At 72.6% G+C, this 17530-nt stretch carries 18 protein-coding genes; 8 read left to right on the top strand and 10 right to left on the bottom strand.

The annotated features are described in order from the left end of the window. Positions 1 to 5 precede the first annotated feature (5 nt). On the top strand, positions 6 to 842 hold the full coding sequence (locus ACFU3E_RS07380; protein ID WP_384153431.1) for a PhzF family phenazine biosynthesis protein: 837 nt from the start codon (positions 6 to 8) through the stop codon (positions 840 to 842). Between the two features lie 87 nt (positions 843 to 929). Here ACFU3E_RS07380 and ACFU3E_RS07375 read toward each other — a convergent pair whose 3' ends face one another. The 3 genes from ACFU3E_RS07375 to ACFU3E_RS07365 all read right to left on the bottom strand — a co-directional run bounded on the left by ACFU3E_RS07375 (position 930) and on the right by ACFU3E_RS07365 (position 2617). After that, entirely contained in the window at positions 930 to 1589 is a 660-nt protein-coding gene (locus ACFU3E_RS07375; protein ID WP_384153428.1) for a DUF5063 domain-containing protein, read from the bottom strand. Continuing rightward, positions 1582 to 2181 (bottom strand): recombination mediator RecR, encoded by a 600-nt coding sequence (gene recR, locus ACFU3E_RS07370; RefSeq protein WP_003991835.1) that lies wholly within the window; start codon positions 2179 to 2181, stop codon positions 1582 to 1584. The genes ACFU3E_RS07375 and recR overlap by 8 nt, the downstream gene beginning before the upstream one ends. 94 nt (positions 2182 to 2275) lie before the next feature. Then, the gene (locus ACFU3E_RS07365) at positions 2276 to 2617 is read right to left on the bottom strand and encodes a YbaB/EbfC family nucleoid-associated protein (protein ID WP_078885280.1); all 342 of its coding nucleotides are present in this window, start codon (positions 2615 to 2617) and stop codon (positions 2276 to 2278) included. A gap of 276 nt (positions 2618 to 2893) precedes the next feature. On the opposite strand from ACFU3E_RS07365, the gene ACFU3E_RS07360 reads away from it, so the two are divergent. Then, positions 2894 to 3652 (top strand): SLATT domain-containing protein, encoded by a 759-nt coding sequence (locus ACFU3E_RS07360; RefSeq protein ID WP_384153424.1) that lies wholly within the window; start codon positions 2894 to 2896, stop codon positions 3650 to 3652. A gap of 331 nt (positions 3653 to 3983) precedes the next feature. Here ACFU3E_RS07360 and ACFU3E_RS07355 read toward each other — a convergent pair whose 3' ends face one another. The 3 genes from ACFU3E_RS07355 to ACFU3E_RS07345 all read right to left on the bottom strand — a co-directional run bounded on the left by ACFU3E_RS07355 (position 3984) and on the right by ACFU3E_RS07345 (position 7191). After that, positions 3984 to 6035 carry a serine/threonine-protein kinase gene (locus tag ACFU3E_RS07355; protein ID WP_384153421.1) on the bottom strand — a complete coding sequence of 684 codons (2052 nt, stop codon included), beginning with the start codon at positions 6033 to 6035 and terminating at the stop codon, positions 3984 to 3986. Between the two features lie 77 nt (positions 6036 to 6112). After that, positions 6113 to 6571 (bottom strand): MarR family winged helix-turn-helix transcriptional regulator, encoded by a 459-nt coding sequence (locus tag ACFU3E_RS07350; protein ID WP_384153418.1) that lies wholly within the window; start codon positions 6569 to 6571, stop codon positions 6113 to 6115. Beyond that, positions 6568 to 7191 (bottom strand): DJ-1/PfpI family protein, encoded by a 624-nt coding sequence (locus ACFU3E_RS07345; protein ID WP_384153415.1) that lies wholly within the window; start codon positions 7189 to 7191, stop codon positions 6568 to 6570. Before ACFU3E_RS07345 ends, ACFU3E_RS07350 begins: the two co-directional genes overlap by 4 nt. A 161-nt stretch (positions 7192 to 7352) precedes the next feature. Between ACFU3E_RS07345 and ACFU3E_RS07340 the strand changes: the two genes are divergently transcribed. The 3 genes from ACFU3E_RS07340 to ACFU3E_RS07330 all read left to right on the top strand — a co-directional run bounded on the left by ACFU3E_RS07340 (position 7353) and on the right by ACFU3E_RS07330 (position 10304). Next, entirely contained in the window at positions 7353 to 8708 is a 1356-nt protein-coding gene (locus ACFU3E_RS07340; RefSeq protein WP_384153412.1) for an aspartate aminotransferase family protein, read from the top strand. Positions 8709 to 8830: 122 nt separating this feature from the next. Continuing rightward, complete coding sequence (locus tag ACFU3E_RS07335) at positions 8831 to 9532, top strand: GntR family transcriptional regulator (protein ID WP_384153409.1); 702 nt, start codon at positions 8831 to 8833, stop codon at positions 9530 to 9532. 121 nt (positions 9533 to 9653) lie between these two features. Then, positions 9654 to 10304, top strand: coding sequence for a hypothetical protein (locus tag ACFU3E_RS07330; protein ID WP_384153407.1), 651 nt, complete (start codon positions 9654 to 9656; stop codon positions 10302 to 10304). Positions 10305 to 10313: 9 nt separating this feature from the next. Here ACFU3E_RS07330 and ACFU3E_RS07325 read toward each other — a convergent pair whose 3' ends face one another. Both ACFU3E_RS07325 and ACFU3E_RS07320 read right to left on the bottom strand, forming a co-directional pair. Further along, the gene (locus tag ACFU3E_RS07325) at positions 10314 to 10607 is read right to left on the bottom strand and encodes a hypothetical protein (protein WP_384153404.1); all 294 of its coding nucleotides are present in this window, start codon (positions 10605 to 10607) and stop codon (positions 10314 to 10316) included. Positions 10608 to 10742: 135 nt separating this feature from the next. After that, complete coding sequence (locus tag ACFU3E_RS07320; protein WP_384153401.1) at positions 10743 to 12026, bottom strand: adenylosuccinate synthase; 1284 nt, start codon at positions 12024 to 12026, stop codon at positions 10743 to 10745. A gap of 186 nt (positions 12027 to 12212) precedes the next feature. Between ACFU3E_RS07320 and ACFU3E_RS07315 the strand changes: the two genes are divergently transcribed. Next, complete coding sequence (locus ACFU3E_RS07315) at positions 12213 to 13094, top strand: diacylglycerol kinase family protein (RefSeq protein ID WP_384153398.1); 882 nt, start codon at positions 12213 to 12215, stop codon at positions 13092 to 13094. 14 nt (positions 13095 to 13108) lie between these two features. Here ACFU3E_RS07315 and ACFU3E_RS07310 read toward each other — a convergent pair whose 3' ends face one another. After that, positions 13109 to 13606 carry a GbsR/MarR family transcriptional regulator gene (locus ACFU3E_RS07310; RefSeq protein WP_384153395.1) on the bottom strand — a complete coding sequence of 166 codons (498 nt, stop codon included), beginning with the start codon at positions 13604 to 13606 and terminating at the stop codon, positions 13109 to 13111. Positions 13607 to 13679: 73 nt separating this feature from the next. On the opposite strand from ACFU3E_RS07310, the gene ACFU3E_RS07305 reads away from it, so the two are divergent. Together ACFU3E_RS07305 and ACFU3E_RS07300 are read left to right on the top strand one after the other, a co-directional pair. Beyond that, the gene (locus ACFU3E_RS07305) at positions 13680 to 14627 is read left to right on the top strand and encodes an ATP-binding cassette domain-containing protein (RefSeq protein ID WP_384153392.1); all 948 of its coding nucleotides are present in this window, start codon (positions 13680 to 13682) and stop codon (positions 14625 to 14627) included. Then, positions 14624 to 16222: an ABC transporter permease gene (locus ACFU3E_RS07300; RefSeq protein WP_384153390.1), complete on the top strand. Its 1599-nt coding sequence runs from the start codon at positions 14624 to 14626 to the stop codon at positions 16220 to 16222. The genes ACFU3E_RS07305 and ACFU3E_RS07300 overlap by 4 nt, the downstream gene beginning before the upstream one ends. A gap of 47 nt (positions 16223 to 16269) precedes the next feature. Here ACFU3E_RS07300 and ACFU3E_RS07295 read toward each other — a convergent pair whose 3' ends face one another. Continuing rightward, on the bottom strand, positions 16270 to 17490 hold the full coding sequence (locus tag ACFU3E_RS07295) for a cytochrome P450 (protein ID WP_384153387.1): 1221 nt from the start codon (positions 17488 to 17490) through the stop codon (positions 16270 to 16272). Positions 17491 to 17530: the final 40 nt, after the last annotated feature.

The following is a 17530-nucleotide window of genomic DNA, read 5'->3' as shown; positions in this document are numbered from 1 at the left end:
GGGGCATGGAGATACTGCGCTACGTGGCGTTCAGCACGGATCCGGAGGGCGGCAACCCCGCGGGGGTGGTGCTCGACGCGAGGGGGGCCGACGACGCGGTGATGCTGGCGACGGCCGCCGAAGTCGGCTACTCGGAGACGGCGTTCGTGGTGGAGCCGGGCGACGGCTCCCTGGACGTCCGGTACTTCAGCCCGCTGGCGGAGGTGCCGTTCTGCGGCCACGCGACGATCGCCATGGCCGTGGCGCACGCGGAGCGGCACGGCACCGGGCGGCTGCTGCTGCGCACCCCGGCGGGCCCGGTCACCGTCACCACGGACCGCGCGGCCGACGGCACCCTCGTGGCGACCCTGGTGAGCGTCGCGCCGCGCACCGTCCCCCTCGAGGAGGCCGACCTCGCCGAACTGCTCGCGATCCTCGGCTGGTCCGCCGAGGACCTGGACCCGGCACTGCCGCCCCGCGTGGCGTTCGCCGGGGCCTGGCACCCGATCGTCGCCGCCGCGAGCCGGGAACGGCTGGCGGACCTGGACTACGACATGGCGGCGCTCACCGCCCTCATGGCCCGCAGGGACTGGACCACGATCGACCTGGTCCGGCGGGAGTCACCCACCGTCTACCACGCCCGCAACCCCTTCCCGCCCGGCGGCGTGGTCGAGGACCCGGCGACGGGAGCGGCGGCGGCCGCGTTCGGCGGTTACCTCAGGGAACTCGAACTCGTGTCGGCCCCCACGACACTGACGATCCATCAGGGCGCGGACATGGGCCGCCCGAGCACGATCACCGTGACGGTACCGGCGGGGGCGGACACGGGGATCGGCGTGACCGGGACGGCCGTACGGCTCTGACCCGGGACCTGTCCGTAGGCCGTTCCCAGGTACGACGCGAGGAGTTGCCGGGAGCGGCCGAGGCCTGAGCGCCGCCGCTCGGGGCGGCTACTTCGCCGGGCGCAGCCCCAGCGGCCCGGCGATTTCCTCGGCCATGACGCGGCCCGCCTCGATCTCCAGCGTGTCGTCGCCCATGCCCTGGTCCGTGTCCAGGCCGTCGAGTTCCGCGAGGGGCTGGTTGAGGCGGACGTGCGCGAGGACCGACTGGAGGGCCCTCAGGCTCGCCGAGGCGGTGGAGCCCCAGTTGGAGAAGTAGGAGAACTGCCACCACCACAGGGCCTCCGAGGTGCGGCCCGCCCGGTAGTGGGACATGCCGTGGCGCAGGTCCGTGATGACGTCCGTGAGGTCGTCGGAGATGCGGGCCGGGACCGGGGCCTTGCGGGGCTCGTAGGGGTCGAAGACCTCGGAGTAGACGTCGATCGGATCCAGCAGGCGGGCCAGGTTCTCGCGGAGCTCGTCGACGTCCGGCTCGGGGCCCGTGTCGGGTTCATAGCGCTCGTCGGGCACGATGTCCTCGTGCGCGCCGAGCCGGCCGCCGGCCAGGAGGAGTTGGGAGACCTCCAGGAGGAGGAAGGGCACTGCCGATTCCGGCTCGTCGCCCTTCGCGACCTCCGTGACGGCGACCAGGAAACTCTCGATCTGGTCCGCGATCTGGACCGCGAAGTCGTCCGGGTTCTGGTCGGTCGCGTGCAGCGTGGCGTCAGACATCTAGGAGTCGTCTCCCCTCGAAGGCGCGTCCGAGGGTGACCTCGTCCGCGTATTCCAGGTCCCCACCCACCGGGAGGCCGCTGGCCAGGCGGGTGACCTTCAGGCCCATGGGCTTGATCATGCGGGCGAGGTACGTCGCTGTCGCCTCGCCTTCGAGATTCGGGTCCGTGGCCAGGATCAGCTCGGTGACCGTCCCGTCCGCCAGGCGGGCCAGGAGCTCTCTGATGCGCAGGTCGTCCGGGCCGACACCGTCGATCGGGCTGATCGCGCCGCCCAGGACGTGGTAGCGGCCCCGGAACTCACGCGTACGCTCGATCGCCACGACGTCCTTCGGCTCCTCGACCACGCAGATGACGGCGGGGTCGCGGCGGGTGTCGCGGCAGATGTTGCACAGCTCCTCCTGCGCGACGTTGCCGCAGGTCGCGCAGAAGCGGACCTTCGCCTTGACCTCCATCAGGGCCTGCGCGAGGCGCCGTACGTCCGTCGGCTCGGCCTGCAGGATGTGGAAGGCGATCCGCTGGGCGCTCTTCGGACCGACGCCGGGCAGCCGTCCCAGCTCGTCGATCAGGTCCTGGACCACGCCTTCGTACAACGGACTGCCCTTCCTGGGTCTTCGGGGTCGGTACGCACCGTCCCGTACGTACCGTAGTTGTCTGCCGCCCGTCCGAGGAAGGCGGTGCGCCGGGTCAGAACGGCAGACCGGGGATACCGCCGCCGCCCAGACCCTGCGCGAGCGGGCCCAGCTTCTGCTGCTGGAGCGCCTGCGCGTTCTCGTTGGCCGCCTGGACCGCCGCCACGACCAGGTCGGCGAGGGTCTCGGTGTCCTCGGGATCCACCGCCTTCGGGTCGATCTTCAGGGCGCGCAGCTCGCCGGCGCCGGTGACGGTGGCCGTCACCAGACCGCCGCCCGCCTGTCCGTCGACCTCCGTCTGCGCCAGTTCCTCCTGCGCCTGTGCCAGGTCCTGTTGCATCTTCTGGGCCTGCTGGAGCAGCTGCTGCATATTGGGCTGGCCACCACCGGGGATCACGATCAGCTCCTTGCTCGGTACGGGTTTTCCCGTTCGGCACGAGCCTACGTGGTCAGGGCTGCCCTCGCTCCAGCACTCTTTCGAGTGAGTCCCCCTCGCGCCCTATACCCGATCAAGGAATACTTCCGGGCGGAAAAGAGGCGAAAGCTACGTCTTCGCCACCCATTGGGAGGTAGGAAGAGTCGGGCGCGTACAGGGTGCGGGCTTTCGTCCATCGCGCAGCGTGATCGGTGAGTGCACCGTACGTGGTCATTCGTGGTCAGTGAGGAGTGCCGGGTGGGTCAGCCGGAGATGCAGCCCGAGGGGCCGCCTCAGGACGGGCGGGGCGAGCAGGCGGCGGCCGGGCTGCGGCCGGGCGATCTGACCGGGCGGGTCTTTCCGCTCGGGGACTGGGGCGAGCCGGCGGTCCGGCTGGACGAGTTGTACCGGTGGGTGGAGCGCGGGGCGCTGCGGACGGCGGCCTGGTATCTCGCGGACCGTGTGTGGAAGCGGCGGTGCGCGCGGGTGCTGCGCTGCGGGACCGCGGCCGGGGCGGTCACCGGGGTCGCACTGCCCCTGCTGGATCTGACCGGGGCCGCGGGCGGGATCGCGCCCTGGGGGTGTCTGGCGCTGCTGCTGGGGGCGGCGTGCATGGCCGCCGACCGGTACTTCGGGGTGACGTCCGGGTGGATGCGGGACGTGGCCACCGCGCAGGCCGTGCAGCGGCGACTGCAGGCGCTGCAGTTCGACTGGGCGGCGGAGAGCGTGCGGGAGGTGCTGGGGCCGGCGGAGGGCACGGCCGGCGAGGCCGCCGAGCGGTGTCTCGGGGTGCTGCGGAGGTTCTCCGAGGACGTGACGGAGCTGGTGCGGGTGGAGACGGCGGACTGGATGGGGGAGTTCCGGACGGGGTGCGCCGCGCCGGTGGCGTTGCAGGCGGTGGTGTTCCCGGGGCCGGGGCGCGGGGCCGAGGTGGGGGTGAACGGGCGATTCACGGTGCCGCCGCACGGGGGGACCCGGCCGAACATGCCCCGGCAGCGTCCGCCCGAGCCGCGGTGAGCCGGTCGGGATGTGCTGGTGCTCGGGGTGCGGCTGAGGCCGGGTGGGTGGGCAGCCCGGCGCGACGAGGTGCCGCTGCGCCCACCCGCGCCAACCTCGGCGGCACACCGGTCCTCGCGCAGGCCGGGCAGACCGGCCGGCTTCGGGCCGTCCGGCAGGGCGACCACCGGCGGGGAGCCCCCTGAGTGCCCCCGCTGTCCCCGCTGTCCCCGCTGCCGCCGCCCGGACGATTCGGTCGTCCGGGCACCGTACGGCCGCACGAGCGCGTATCCGGTTCTCGTCGGCCGGAGTCCGCCCGGTGTTCAACGACCTCGCAGGGGGCCGGAGTCGGTCACTGTCTCGTGTAGGTCAGCCGTTCCCCGCTGCTCGTGTTCACGCGCTCGAGCGTGCCGTCCGGGAGGAGGGTCACCTCGGTGGCCGCGCCCGGGGTGCAGGCGGTGCGCGGCTGCCCGACCTTCACGGTGGACGGGCCGATCGCCAGCGCGCCGTCGCTGCCGGGGTCCGCGGTCAGCCGCCCCTCGAACACGCAGTGGTAGGTGCCACCGCCCCTGGTCGGGCCGTCGGCCACGAGGGACAGCACCGTGTCGCCCGGTTCGCCCTGCTGGAGGGTGAGCGAACGGCTGTGCTCGCCGTCGGCGTTGTCGATGGTCGTGTTCCAGGTGCCGAGGTACCCGGCCAGGATCGCGCCGCCCGCCGGGGAAGGGGAGGTGTCCGGCTGCGAGGTCGTGGGGGACGGGCCGGGGGTGGTCGGGGGCGCGCCCGTGCTCTGCGTGGGGCCGGGGCCGTCGTCGGCCCGGTCCTCGCCGCCGCCCTGCATCAGCGCGTACACCGACCCGCCCGCCGCGAGTGCGACGACCAGGGCGATCACGACGAGCAGCGCGGTGGAACGGCCGCCTCCTCCCTGCTGCGGCTGCGGCTGCGGCTGCGCAGGACCGTACGGCGGGGTCGTTCCGTAGGGCGGTGGGCCGTAGGGCGGGGTGGAGCCGAGGCCGCCGTAGGCCGGGTGGGGCGGGGCGACGCCCGGGGCACCGGGCTGGGGGTGCTGCTGGGGGTAGCCGTACGCCGGGTACGGGGGCGGGGGCGTCGGCATCTGCGGCTGCGGCTGGTCCTGTGGAGGGGACGGGACACCCGTGCCCCGGGGTTGCCGGGGCACGGGGGGCGCGCTCGGCCCCGCGACCATGGTGGGCAGATGACTGACCGGCGGGCCCTCGCCCGGCAGACCCGGCGACGGCGGGCCCGCGGGCGCGGCGGGCGCGGCGGGCGCGGCGGGCGCGGTCACGGGAGCCTGGGGCGGCGCGGGGTGCGGCGACGACTCGTCGGCGGCGGGGGCGTGTTCGGGGGTGGGGCCAGGGCCGGGGTTCTCGCCGGGACCGGAACCCCGCCGGCCGGCAGCCGGCCCGGGAGAACCGGCCCCCTCGGCGGAGCCGGTCCCCTCCGGATCCTCGGCGTCCAGCAACCGCACGGCGTGCCGGCCCAGTTGGGCCACCAGCGCGCTCGGAAGCCACGGGTCGAGGGCACGGCCGTCGGAGACGGTGTCGTCCGCACCGGTGCGTTCCAGGACGCGGTCGAGGGAGGGCCGGGCGGCGGGGTCCTTGCGCAGGCAGTCCCGGACGAGGTCGGCGATGCCCTCGGGCACGCCCTCCAGATCCGGTTCCTCCTGGGCGATGCGGAACATCAGGGCGTGCACGCCGCTGTTGGCGGTGCCGAAGGGCAGGGCGCCGGTCGCGGCGTAGGCGAGGACCGAGCCGAGGCAGAACACGTCGCACGCCGGGGTGATGCGGTCACCCCGCACCTGCTCGGGCGCCATGAAGCCGGGCGATCCGACGAGCGCGCCGGTGCGCGTGAGCCCGCCGTCCGTCACGGTCTCCAGGGCGCGTGCGATACCGAAGTCGATGACGCGCGGGCCGTCGATGGTGACCAGCACGTTGGACGGCTTGAGGTCGCGGTGGACGATGCCGGCGGCGTGGATGTCCTTGAGCGCGTGCGCGAGCCCGGCCGCGAGGATGCGGACCGTCCGCTCGGGCAGGGGGCCGTGGTCGTGCCCGACGACGTGCTGGAGACTCGGCCCGGCGACATAGCCCGTGGCGACCCACGGCACGGCCGCCTCGGTGTCCGCGTCGAGTACCGGAGCCGTCCAGTACCCGCCGACCCGCCGCGCGGCCTGCACCTCCTGCCGGAACCGCTCCCGGAACTCCTCCTGCGCGGCCAGTTCCTCGCGCACGAGTTTCACGGCGACGGTACGGCCCCGCTCCGAGCGGGCCAGATACACGTGCCCCATGCCCCCCGCACCGAGCCGCGCCAGCAACCGGTAGGCGCCGATGCTCCCCCGGTGCTCAACGCCTGGGGGCACCCCCAGCGGATCCCCGGGCCCCAGCTTCTCCATCGCTCCGCCTTCCCCCCCATACGTGAGCAACAGACCGAGAATAGTGCGCGGCCGGGGCGGGGTGGCCTGGGCGACCTCTACGGTTCCGTAACAGGCGGCCCGGCCTGGTCGAGCACCTTGGACAGCCGTTCCAGCATGCGCACCGCCTCCGTCAGCTCCGTCTCCCCGAACGCCTCGGCCAGCCGGTCGGCGAACGCCGCGTGCCCGGGGTCGATCCGGGCGGTCGCCGCACGCCCCTCCGCGGTCGGTGCGAGGAGCTTGGCGCGGCGGTGCGCCGGGTTCGGCCGGTACTCCGCGAGACCTCGCTCGACCAGCAGGTCGGCGATGCGCTGCACGCTCTGCCGTGTGATGCCCATGGCGCGGGCGATGCCGGAGACGGGCAGCGGCTCCGCGAGGACGGCGCCGAGCACCTGCCACCGGGCGGCGGTGAGCCCGGCGGGCCGGGCCAGTTCCTCCGCCACGGCGAGGAACTGGCCGTTGAGCCTGAACACCCCGAGGGCGCTGCGGCTGAGGAGGTCCTGACGCTCGTGGCTCACAGGGCGCCGGCCTTCTCCAGCACCCCGTACGCCGTCGCGTCGGAGTCGTGGAACAGCCGGTACCAGGCATCCAGCACCTCACCCTCGTAGACCCCGAGCATCCGGAGGATCTCCCGGGCGAAGGCGACGGGTTCGGTCGGGCCCGCGGTGATCAGGCCGCTGTCGGTGACGGCGTCGGCGTCGGCGTAGCGCCCGCCGCCCGCGTAGCCGGTCGCGGCCAGGTAGAAGGAGACGGCGCTGGTGTGGTCCCGGTCGTCGAGCAGGCCCTCCCGGGCGAGTCCGGCGGTGGCGCCGCAGATCGCGGCCACCGGGACGCCCGCGTCCAGGAAGGCCCGGGCCTTGCGGGCGAAGGGCGCGAGCCGGTCGCCGGTGTCCCAGAGGCCGGCGCCCGGGAGGATCAGCAGCGCGCTGTCCCCGGGGCGTACGTCGTCCAGGGCCAGGTCGGGCTGGATGCGCAGTCCGCCGATGCTCTTCACCGGGGCCGTGGACGGGCCGACGGTCCGGATCTCGTGGCCGGCGCGGGCGAGCTGGGCCGTGGCGTGGCCGGTCTCCCAGTCGGCGAGGGTGTCGTAGACGGCGAGATGGACGGGCTTGCTGTGGCGGCCGGTGGTGGCGTTCATGGCTCCTCCTCGGTCCCGTGCGCTTATGACAGTATCCTGTCATCACGACAGCAGGCTGTCAATGCACTTCCTCCGGCCTGGACAACCTGTCGCGGTTTGCCGCCGACGCCCGACAGGCCGCCGATTTCACCGCCCTCTCCCCCGCGCCTACGCTCGCCCGCATGACCCCTCAGCCGAACCCCGAAGCCGGTGCCGCCGTCAAGGCCGCCGACCGTGACCATGTGTTCCACTCCTGGTCCGCTCAGGAACTCATCGACCCGCTCGCCGTCGCCGGAGCCGAGGGGTCGTACTTCTGGGACTACGAAGGCCGGCGCTACCTCGACTTCTCCAGCGGGCTCGTCTACACGAACGTCGGCTACCAGCACCCGAAGATCGTCGCCGCGATCCAGGAGCAGGCCGCGCGGATGACGACGTTCGCACCCGCCTTCGCGGTCGAGGCGCGGTCGGAGGCCGCCCGGCTGATCGCCGAGCGGACCCCGGGCGACCTGGACAAGATCTTCTTCACCAACGGCGGCGCCGACGCCGTCGAGCACGCGATCCGGATGGCCCGTCTGCACACGGGCCGCCCGAAGGTGCTCTCGGCGTACCGCTCCTACCACGGCGGCACGCAGCAGGCCGTGAACATCACCGGCGACCCGCGCCGCTGGGCCTCCGACAGCGGCACGGCCGGGGTCGTGCACTTCTGGGCGCCCTACCTGTACCGCTCCCGCTTCTACGCCGAGACCGAGGAGCAGGAGTGCGCGCGGGCGCTGGAGCACCTGGAGACGACGATCGCCTTCGAGGGGCCCTCGACCGTCGCGGCGATCATCCTGGAGACGATCCCGGGCACGGCCGGGATCATGGTCCCGCCGCCCGGCTACCTCGCCGGGGTGCGGGAGATCTGCGACAGGCACGGGATCGTCTTCGTCCTGGACGAGGTCATGGCCGGGTTCGGGCGGACCGGTGAGTGGTTCGCGGCGGACCTGTCCGGCGTCACGCCCGACCTGCTCACCTTCGCCAAGGGCGTGAACAGCGGGTACGTGCCGCTGGGCGGGGTCGCGATCTCCGGTGCCATAGCGGAGACGTTCGGGAAGCGGCCGTACCCGGGTGGCCTGACGTACTCCGGGCATCCGCTGGCGTGCGCCGCCGCCGTCGCGACGATCGGCGTCATGGCGGAGGAGGGCGTCGTCGAGAACGCGGCCCGGCTGGGCGCGTCCGTGGCCGGGCCGGAGCTGCGCGCGCTCGCCGAGCGGCATCCCAGCGTCGGCGAGGTGCGCGGTGTCGGCATGTTCTGGGCGCTGGAGCTGGTGCGCAACCGCGAGACGCGGGAGCCGCTGGTGCCGTACAACGCGGCCGGTGAGGCGAACGCACCCATGGCCGCCTTCGCCGCCGCCGCGAAGAAGGGCGGGCTGTGGCCCTTCGTGAACATGAACCGGACGCACGTCGTGCCGCCCTGCAACATCAGCGAGGCGGAACTCAAGGAGGGCCTCGCGGCGCTGGACGCGGCACTCTCGGTCGCGGACGAGTACACGGCGTAAACACCTGTAAACCCGCCAGTAACCGGCATCCTCGCGCCCCATTCGAACGCGTAAGGTGGCGTGCTCGTAGATATGCACGGACGCGCACGCCACCCGAACGTGACGAGGGAGACGCCCTGACCATGCCCGCCAGCTCCGGCAACGGCGCCGTGACGCGCAGCACCCTGCGGCAGCAGATCGCCGATGCTCTTCGTGACGAGGTGCTGGCCGGGCGGCTCCAGCCGGGGCAGGAGTTCACGGTCAAGGAGATCGCCGAGCAGTACGGGGTGTCCGCGACGCCGGTGCGGGAGGCCCTCGTCGATCTCTCCGCGCAGGGGCTCCTCGAAGCCGACCAGCACCGCGGCTTCCGGGTCCACGAGTACTCGGTCGAGGATTTCCGCGGCATGATCGAGGCCCGCGGGCTGGTCATCGAGGGGATGTTCCTGGCTCTGACCGAGGGCCGGCCCAACGCGGTGCGGCCGGACGATCCCCGGGCCGCCGCCGTCGTCGCCGGGGTCCGCAGGCGCGGCGAGGAGGCGCAGCGGGCCGCCGCGGCCGGTGATCTCAGCGTCCTCATCGGCTACGACCTGCGCTTCTGGCGCGAGCTCGGCGCCTGTTTCGGCAACCCCTACCTCGCCGACTTCCTGCACCGCCTGCGCGTCCAGACCTGGGTCTGCGCGGTGCAGCACCTGCGCCGGCTCACCGATCTGCGCGGCGAGCTGTGGGCCGGTCACACCGAGCTGGTCGACGCGCTGATCGCCCGGGACAACGACACCGCGCGGGCGATCATCGCCCGCTACAACACGCACTCGCTGGCGCTGATCGAGCGGCTCGCCTCCGGATGACCCGCGTCGCATCTGCCGGTATGGGTATGGGACATGCACGGCAGGAGCCGCGACCGTGCCGCACCGCTACCCTTCTTGACCACCGTGCTACCCGACCACCGCGCTGAGCGAGGAGCCTTCTTTGGCCTGTGACCTGTGGCTGGTACCGCTTGTCGACGTGTTGTGCCACACGCCCGACAACCCGTTCGCCGAGGAACTCGCGCAATACAACAAGGTGCTCGCCGAGGCCGGGCTGCCCCCGGTGCCGGTGTACCAGTACATGCCGGGCCTGTCCGGCGACGTCGCCCCGGTCGCGGGCTTCGACTACGACGCGCTGCACTTCCTGCGCCGCGTCTATCTGCTCCAGGTGTGCGGCCTGCCGGTGACACCCGTGGACGAACTCGGCGGCGACTACGAGCAGTTGCTGGAGATGTTCGAGTCCACGGCCCAGCAGTCGCACCTGGTCTGGCACTACGACCACGCGGGCGCGTACGTCCCGGTCGACTTCCCGAGCCCGCTCGCCGACGACGCCCTTCTCGCGGGTGGCGGACCGCTCGGGTCCTCGCACGCCCTGCTGCGCGAGCTGGAGCTGGTCGCGCCCGCCCTGGGCATCGACCCGGCCAACCCGCCTGCGGCCCCCCAGCCGCCGCTCGCCCCGACCGAGCTGGAGGAACCGGCCGTCCCCGCCCCGTACGACCCCAGCCCGTTCGCCCGGGAACGGCACGTCTGGCTCGGCCTGCACGCGGCCGTGACCCGCAGCCTCGCCCAGGGGTCGATGATCGTCTTCAGCTGAGCCGACGGCTCAGCGTCCCAGCTGGGAGAGGCCCTTCTGCACGTCCTCGGCGTTCATCACCGGCGTGTAGGTGACCTCGGCGTTGAGCTGGAGGAAGAAGGGCTCGCTGAGCACCGGCATCTGCGAACTGTCCTGCATGTCGAAAACCATGTAGGCGGTGCGCTTGCCGTGGTCGGAGGTGAAGTAGGCCGCCTCGGGCTTGATCTGTTCCAGCGACTCCTGGAGCAGCTTCCCCAGGGTGCCGTTGCGGATGGCCTCGTTGGCCTTCTCCGTGTCCATGGATGCCTTGAGCAGTACGCGCATCGCACTCACCTTCTCCTGGTCGGCGTACGCGGGGTCGTGGCATCCAGCCTATGCCCGTTCCCGGCGGCTCTCCTTGCGAGCGAACGCCGGCCGCCCCCCGTGGGTACGGAGGGCGGCCGGCGGACGTGGGGCGCGTCAGAGGAACGAGTTGATCTCGATCGTCTCGTCCCGGCCCGGGCCCACGCCGATCGCGGAGATCGGGGCGCCGGACATCTCCTCCAGCGCCTTGACGTACGCCTGGGCGTTCTTCGGCAGGTCGGAGAAGGACTTGGCCTTGCTGATGTCCTCGCTCCAGCCCGGCAGCATCTCGTAGACCGGCTTCGCGTGGTGGAAGTCGGTCTGGGAGTACGGGAGCTCCTCGACGCGCCTGCCGTCGATCTCGTACGCCACGCAGACCGGGATCTGCTCCCAGCCGGTGAGGACGTCGAGCTTGGTGAGGAAGAAGTCGGTCAGGCCGTTCACGCGGGTCGCGTAGCGGGCGATGACCGCGTCGAACCAGCCGCAGCGGCGGTCACGGCCGGTGGTGACACCGCGCTCCCCTCCGATGCGGCGCAGCGCCTCGCCGTCCTCGTCGAACAGCTCGGTCGGGAACGGACCGGCGCCGACGCGGGTCGTGTACGCCTTGAGGATGCCGATGACCCGGCTGATCTTCGTCGGGCCGACACCGGCGCCGGTGCAGGCACCGCCCGCGGTCGGGTTCGAGGACGTCACGAACGGATACGTGCCGTGGTCGATGTCGAGCAGCGTGCCCTGGCCGCCCTCGAACAGGACGACCTTGTCCTCCTCCAGCGCCTGGTTGAGGACCAGGACGGTGTCGGCGACGTACGGCGCGAGCTTGTCGGCGTAGGCCAGCAGCTCCTCGACCACCTGGTCCACGGCGATCGCGCGCCGGTTGTAGAGCTTGGTGAGGACCTGGTTCTTGACGTCGAGGGCCGCCTCGACCTTCTGCGTGAGGATCGACTCGTCGTACAGGTCCTGCACCCGGATCCCGACGCGGTTGATCTTGTCGGCGTACGTCGGGCCGATGCCGCGCCCGGTCGTGCCGATCTTCCGCTTGCCGAGGAAGCGCTCGGTCACCTTGTCCACCGTCACGTTGTACGGGGTGATGATGTGCGCGTTTCCGCTGAGCAGGAGCTTGGACGTGTCGACGCCACGCTCGTTCAGACCGCTCAGCTCGGAGAGCAGGACCGACGGGTCGACGACGACGCCGTTACCGATGACCGGCGTGCAGCCGGGAGACAGGATTCCGGAAGGGAGGAGGTGCAGTGCGTACTTCTGGTCACCCACGACCACCGTGTGGCCGGCGTTGTTGCCGCCCTGGTAGCGCACTACATAGTCCACGGAGCCACCGAGAAGGTCGGTGGCCTTTCCCTTGCCTTCGTCACCCCACTGAGCACCGAGCAGCACAAGTGCGGGCACGCGCGTACACCCCTTCCGGGCGGGGCATGTCCATGGTCGAGGGCGAACGCGGAGAATAGGCAGCCGCGTGCACCGCGACCGCCGTTGGCCGCCAACCGTCGGACCGGATGCCCCGGAATAGACGAAGCCCCTGGCGCAATAGCGCAAGGGGCTCTTGCACAAAGATGCTACCCGAGGAAGCGAGGCATGGCCGAGGTGGCGACTTCCGCGACGTCCGAGCAGCTGTTGGTGGTGGTCGACCCGGTCGCCCGTAAGTCGGACGGTGAGTCCGTCCGGATCGCGAAAGACGTGCTCGGGGCGGGTGCCGGTATGAAGCTGTGCCTGCCGGACGGGCCGGAGGAGTTCGCCCGGGCGCTGGCCCGGCGGGGCTCGCGGCGGCCGGTGGTGGTGGGCGACGACCGGGCCCTGATCCGTGCGGTGGCGCTGCTGCACCGGCACCGGGAGCTGGCCGGGTGCGCGCTGTCGGTGGTGCCGGTCGGGGGCGCGCTGTCCCTGGCCCGGTCGCTGGGGGTGCCGACGGGGACGGTGGCGGCGGCGCGGGCGGTGCTCGACGGGGTCGAGCGGCGTATGGACCTGATGGTCGACGACAGCGACGGGGTGGTGCTCGGCGCGCTGCGGATACCGCCGTCGCGGCCCGCTCCGGCCGGGACGGGCCCGCAGGCCCCGCCGGACCCGGACGCCGTGCCGGGCCGCCCCTGGCTGCGGACCTGCCAGTACCTGGTCCGGACACTGGTGCCGGCCGGCCGGCCGTCCCGGCTCGCCGCCGCGCCCGAGCCGGGGCCGTCCCGGCTGCGGGTCGAGGTGGACGGGGAGACCCTCGTCGACCTGAACCAGCCGGTGGAGGCGGTGTCGGTGTCACCGGCCGCGGCGGGGATCGCGTCGGTGGAGGTCAGACCCGTGTCGGTGGGCGCGGAGGCCTCACCGCTGCTGGCGGAGGGCCGCACGGTGACGGTATCCGGGGCGCACTTCCGCTACCGCGCGGACACGGTGGTGTCGGGGCCGGTGCGGACCCGGACGTGGGTGGTGCGGGAAGGGGCGTGGGGGCTGACCGTGCCGGCGGGGCCGTGAGCCGCACCCGCTCGTCATTCCTGCCCGAACGTCTTCTCCCGGTGCACGCGCCAGCGTTCCATCAGCTCCGCGAGTTCGCTCTCCATGAACTCGAAGAAGGCGAGCGTCTCGGAGATGCGGCGGCCGGCCGGGGTGCCGGCGCCGAGGCTGGTGACCCCGTCGCGCAGGGCCACCTCCCAACGCTTGAGGACGGCATCACGGTTGGCCAGCGCCTCGTACCACTGGTCTCCGTGCACCCGGTAGCGCTCGCGGCGCGAGCCGGGCTCCCGCTCGCGCGAGACCATGTGCGTCTGGGCCAGGTAGCGCACCGCGCCGGACACCGCCGCGGGACTGATGCGCAGCTGCTCCCCCAGCTCGGCGGAGGTCATCGAGCCCTCGTCGGAGGCGAGGAGCGCGGCGAAGACCCGGGCGGGCATCCGCTGCATCCCGGCCTCGACGAGCTGCGCCGCGAAGGACTCCACGAACTTCGACACGGCCTCCGCGTTCCGGTCCCTCCCGGCTGATTCCGTCATCCGCCCATCCTATCGATGATTTATACGCTTCCTTAACTTCACAAATTTCTGAAGCAAGCGTACGTTCTGGAGCATGACGAAGGCCATCACCGTCTCCGGACTGCACAAGTCCTTCGGACGGACGCACGCACTCGACGGGCTCGATCTGGAGATCGCCGCGGGCGAGGTCCACGGCTTCCTCGGCCCCAACGGCTCGGGCAAGTCCACCACCATCCGTGTCCTGCTCGGCCTGCTGCGCGCCGACTCGGGCGCCGCGCAGGTGCTCGGCCGCGACCCGTGGACGGACGCGGTGGAGGTGCACCGCCGGATCGCCTACGTCCCCGGGGACGTGACGCTGTGGCGCAACCTCTCCGGCGGCGAGGTCATCGACCTCTACGGCCGACTGCATGACGGGGGCCGCGCACAGCGCGTCAGGCAGGGTGGCGGTGGGCGACGGGCGGGCGGCCTCGACCCGCGGCGCCGCGCGGAACTGATCGAGCGCTTCGAGCTCGACCCCACCAAGAAGGGCCGCACGTACTCCAAGGGCAACCGGCAGAAGGTCGCCCTGGTCGCCGCGTTCGCCTCGGACGTCGACCTGCTGATCCTGGACGAACCGACCTCGGGCCTGGACCCGCTGATGGAGGGGGTCTTCCAGCGCTGTGTGACGGAGGAGCGCGACCGGGGCCGGACGATCCTGCTCTCCTCCCACATCCTCAGCGAGGTCGAGGAGCTGTGCGACCGGGTGAGCATCATCCGCAAGGGCCGCACGGTCGAGAGCGGCTCGCTCGCCGACCTGCGCCACCTGACCCGCACCAGTGTCGTCGCCGAACTCGCGGGCCCTCCCAACGGGCTGGCGAACCTGCCCGGCGTCCACGACCTCGACGTACAGGGGCACCGGGTCCGGCTCCAGGTCGACACCGACGGGCTGGACGCCGTCCTGCGGTCCCTGAGCGAGTCGGGCGTGCGGTCGCTGACGTCCGCACCGCCCACGCTGGAGGAGCTGTTCCTGCGGCACTACCAGGACGAGGCGGCCACCCGATGACGGCCTTCGCGGTGCGGCCCGGCAGCTCACACCAGCTGACCGGCACAGGGACGCTGCTGCGCTTCGCCCTGCGCCGTGACCGGCTGATGATCCCCGTGTGGGTCGCGGTGAACGCGCTGATGGTCCTCTCCATGCCGGGCACGCTGGAGGGCCTGTACGGCACCCCGGCCGAACGCGCCGATCTGATCCGGCAGATGGAGACCAACTCCTCGCTGCGCGCGATGATCGGCCCGGTCTTCGGCGACTCGCTGGGCGCCCTGACGGCCTGGCGGGTCGGCATCTACGCCGGTGCCCTGGCGGCCGTGATGAGCCTGCTGGTCGTCGTGCGGCACACCCGGGGCGAGGAGGAGAGCGGCCGACAGGAGCTGGTGGCGTCCGGGACGGTGGGCCGCCGGGCCGCCCTGACGGCGGCCCTGCTGGCGGCGGCGGTCGCGAACACGGTACTGGCGCTGCTGGTGACGGCGGGCCTGGCCGGGCGGGGCGCGACCGGGGCCCTGGCCCTGGGGCTCGGGATCGCCGGGGTCGGGATGGTCTTCGCCACGGCGGCGGCGGTCGTCGCGCAACTGACGGAGAGCGCACGCCTGGCACGCGGTCTGACCGCTGCGGTGCTCGGGACCGCGTTCGTCCTGCGCGCGGCGGGCGACTCGGCGACGGACGACGGCTCGTCGGTCCTGACCTGGCTGTCACCGCTGGGCTGGCTGGAGAACCTGCGGCCCTACGCCGGCGAACGCTGGTGGGTGCTCGCGCTCCTCGCCGGGTCGGTGGCCCTGCAGGGCGCAGTGGCCTACGCCCTGGCCGGCCGCCGGGACCTCGGCATGAGCTTCCTGCCCACCCGGCCGGGCCCCGCGTCCGGCCGCCTGGGCAGCGCGGGCGCCCTGGCCTGGCGGCTGCAGCGGGGCGGCGTGCTGGGCTGGAGCACCGGCTTCTTCCTGGCCGGGGTCGTCTACGGCGGCATGACCGAGGGCGCGGCCGACCTGGTGGGCGACAACGAGAACGCCCGGCGCGTCATCGAGCGCATGGGCGGCCAGGCCGGCCTCACGGACGCGTTCCTGGCCTCGATGGTCGGCATGCTGGGCCTGGTCGCGGCGCTGTACATCGTGGCGTCGGTGCTGCGCCTGCACGGCGAGGAGACCTCGGGCCGGGCGGAGCCGGTGCTGGCCAACGCCGTGGGGCGGCTGCGCTGGGCCGCCGGGCACCTGGTGATCGCCTTCGGCGGCGCCGCCCTGATCATGCTCCTGGCCGGACTCGGCTTCGCCGTCGGCTACGGCAAGGAGACCGGCCCGATCCTGGGGGCGTGCCTGGTGCAGCTTCCCGCGGTGTGGGTGATCGGCGGGGTGGCGGTGCTGCTGCACGGGCTCCGGCCCCGGGCCGCCATGGCGGCGTGGGGCGTCGCCGGGGCGGTGCTGCTGATCGGCTGGGTCGGGCCCGCCCTGGACGCACCGCGGGCGGTGCTGGACGTCTCGCCGTACGGGCACCTGCCGAAGCTGCCGGGCGGATCCATGGAGTGGGGGCCGGTGCTGGTGCTGACCGGCGTGGCGGTGGTGCTGGTGGCCGGGGGGCTCGCGGGATTGCGGCGGCGGGACATGGCGGCCTGACCAGCGGGCAGCACACCGACCAGGCACCTGGTCATCCGGTCGCGTGGTCACCCCACCGTGACGGCCAGCCCCTCCAGTCCCCTGATCACGAAGTTCGGTTTCCTCTCGGGCTCCGCGGCAAGGCGCAGCGTCGGGGCCCGCTCCAGCAGCGCCCCCATCGAGGCCGCCAGTTCGATGCGGGCCAGGGGTGCGCCGATGCAGTAGTGGATGCCGGCGCTGAAGGACAGGTGGGGGTTGTCCGCGCGGGTGAGGTCGAGCGCGGACGGGTTGTGGAACACCGCCGGGTCGTGGTTGGCGGAGCCGAAGAGCATGGCGATCTCCGCGCCGCGCGGAATCGTCGTGCCGGCGATCTCGATCTCGTCCAGGACCCAGCGTTCGAAGAGCTGGAGCGGGGTGTCGTAGCGCATCAGCTCCTCGACCGCTGAGGGGATGAGCGTGTGGTCCGCGCGCAGCATCTCCAGCTGGGACGGGTTGCGGAACAGGGCGTACCAGCCGTTGACCGTGGAGTTCACCGTGGCCTCGTGGCCGGCGTTGAGCAGCAGGACGCAGGTGGAGATCATCTCCTGCTCGGTGAGGCGGTCGCCCTCGTCGTGGGCCTCGATGAGACCCGAGATGAGGTCCTCGCCGGGCTCCTTGCGGCGGGACGCGATCAGCTCGCGCAGGTAGTCGGAGAACTCGACCGACGCCCGCACCGCCTTCGCCGCCGTCTCCTCGGACGGGCTCAGCTCGTACATCCCGCAGATGTCCGCCGACCAGGGGCGCAGCGGGGCCCGGTCGGACTCCGGGATGCCCAGCATCTCGGCGATCACCGCGACGGGGAGGGGCTCGGCGACGTCCTTCAGCAGGTCGCCGCCGCCCGCCGCGACCAGCGCGGAGGCCAGTTCGTCGGCCAGGCCCCGCACATACGGCTTCAGCCGCTCCACCGTGCGCGGCGTGAACGCCTTCGACACCAGGCGGCGGATCCGGGTGTGGTCCGGCGGCTCCAGGTCGAGCATGCCGTGGTCGTTGAGGGTGTGGAACGGCTCCTGCTCCGGCGGGGGCGCGGTACGGCCGAACTCCTCGTGCGTGAACCGGTGCTGGTACGTCCGGCCGAGGCGCCGGTCGCGCAGCAGTGCCGAGACGTCCGCGTGGTGCGGGACGAGCCACTGGTTCGTGGGCTCGAAGTAGTGCACGCGGCCCCGGGCACGCAACTCGGCGTAGGCGGGGTAGGGGTCGGCGAGGAAGGCCGGGTCCCACGGGTCGAACCCGAGGTCAAGAGCAGCTGCCATGAACGGACGCTAGCCCGGCACCCCCCACTCTGACCAGAGG

The organism is Streptomyces sp. NPDC057424 (assembly GCF_042803315.1).
Lineage (GTDB): Bacteria > Actinomycetota > Actinomycetes > Streptomycetales > Streptomycetaceae > Streptomyces.
Note: the sequence above shows the minus strand (reverse complement) of the source record. Positions and strands in the feature narration are given on the sequence as shown.